Annotated in this window: 3 protein-coding genes; all 3 read right to left on the bottom strand. The window is 40.3% G+C overall.

Annotation, left to right across the window (positions count from 1 at the left end):
- Positions 1-476, bottom strand: a 476-nt coding sequence (gene trwG / locus ACFINO_RS09685) for a type IV secrection system protein TrwG (protein ID WP_375655602.1), incomplete at its 3' end; no start/stop codon positions are given.
- Positions 473-619 (bottom strand): type IV secrection system protein TrwH, encoded by a 147-nt coding sequence (gene trwH, locus ACFINO_RS09680; RefSeq protein WP_011181338.1) that lies wholly within the window; start codon positions 617-619, stop codon positions 473-475. The genes trwH and trwG, both read right to left, overlap by 4 nt.
- A gap of 167 nt (positions 620-786) precedes the next feature.
- Positions 787-1,671, bottom strand: coding sequence for a type IV secretion system protein (locus tag ACFINO_RS09675; protein WP_375655599.1), 885 nt, complete (start codon positions 1,669-1,671; stop codon positions 787-789).
- Positions 1,672-1,744: the final 73 nt, after the last annotated feature.

Raw genomic sequence — 1,744 nt, 5'->3', positions numbered from 1 at the left:
TTGACTATAATTCGCGCTTTGTTGGAAAGCACTTGGTCGCGCGCATTTTCACCTTCATAGATTTTGTAAAACTCCTGTTGAACAGTTGGGGCACTTAAAAGCGCTGCAGTATCATAATTCAGTTGAATGGTGTCATAATCATAAGTTTCACGGTTAAGCACATACTGATTAAGCCAATACCTATCCACAACCTCACCATAGCTGGTTTCATGTTCGCGCATCACAGAAATAACATCAACTGCACCAGTTGTGTTATCAACGCGTAATACCAAGGGAGTGGGTGCTGGTTGGGAAAAGCCGACAACCCCGCACATCATGCCGAATAACCCAAAAACCCCAACAACACCTGCTACTCGCCACGCTGTTTTGCGCGACTTTATAAATTCGCTGATGAGTTCACGTTCCAAGCCGCGGCTTTCTTCATAGTAGCTATTTAGTTGTTCGGCTTTTATTGGTTTTACTTGTTTTTTTGTCATATTGCTCCTCGTTGAATTTCGATAGGGACTGTTTTGTTAACAGGCACGCGATTCCAATTATTAGGTTGTTTTGGCTTTGGAGCTAACGTACCGCAAGCTGATAAAAGCCCAGCAATTAAAGTTGCAAAAATGATTGATTTCATTGTACCATTCCTTATTCAACTTTTAAATTCAACCTAACACTTTTTTATCATTATTTCAATTTTGATTATAAAGTATATAGCCTGTAAGTTTCTTTATTTTCTTGATTTTGTTTTTGTTGAGGCAAATGACTTTTGACAGTGCAGATATCTTCTCTTGTGTTTACAGGTTATTTGACTGTGCGATTGCTGTACGAGGTCTTTCTTTCTCCTGCACCTGGGTTCCAGAGATGTCTAAAAGTAACGCCTTTTGCCAGAGCATTGGCAATGCTTGACAATTTGAGCAACAGTACAATGGAAATAATAGAGAGGATAAGCGCACCACCAAGCGTGTAACCGATATTTTGCTGACCATCAAATTTAATATCAGACATGTAGTTTGCAAAGATATTCATCATCATACTAAATATGGTTGCTAAGAGGACGACGAGAATTGTATAGTTGAGAATTTGAACTATCCATTGTTCGAATAAGCGATAGGTTGGTTGCCAAAGGAGGGCGATGATGAAGAATGGTCCGAGTCCGACGAGCAGCACAAGGGCGATTTTTGTCAGCAGGATGAATGCGCCACCGATTGCAGCTAGGAAGCTTGTTGCAAGTAGAATGAGGATGCCGAAGAGGCCATAGAGTAATCCATCCGCATCTAAGAAAGCAGCTTCTTCGAAAGCTTTGCTTGCGGATTCGAACCCTTTTTCAGCTACCTTATCAATCAAGGCGTTTAATTGCGTTTCTTGTGGCGAATTGTTTATTAGCGCGCTTGATAAATCATTAGGTATGTCTATGATCAATTTAGCAATGTCTGTTTGATAAAGTCCTGCTGTGAGAGCAATTGAAGTAATAATACTGATGCGCAGGCATCGGCTTAGGAAACCTGCGAGGGGCATTTCTATTGCCCCACGCATGATGAGCCATCCATAGACGATGAAAGCGATGGTAAGACCGATTGATACGAAGGGTGTAATTATAGCAATTGCTTCTGAGGAAATGTCTGTGACATATGTTTTTATTGTCTGATCAATTTGATTGAACAGTTGCGTGAACATAGTGAAGTTCATGGCATTCCTCTTTAACCGATTTTTAGTTTTTCATCATCTTCAGATATTTATAGATGGGAGTTGATTTATATTG

Source organism: Bartonella sp. AA83SXKL (assembly GCF_042196965.1).
GTDB lineage: Bacteria > Pseudomonadota > Alphaproteobacteria > Rhizobiales > Rhizobiaceae > Bartonella.
The sequence above is the reverse complement of the archived record's forward strand: the minus strand, read 5'-3'. Positions and strand labels throughout refer to the sequence as shown.

Excerpts from the sequence above, each read along its gene's own strand:
- trwH (WP_011181338.1), bottom strand. The coding sequence starts at position 619 with ATGAAATCAATCATTTTTGCAACTTTAATTGCTGGGCTTTTATCAGCT.
- ACFINO_RS09675 (WP_375655599.1), bottom strand. The coding sequence starts at position 1,671 with ATGAACTTCACTATGTTCACGCAACTGTTCAATCAAATTGATCAGACA.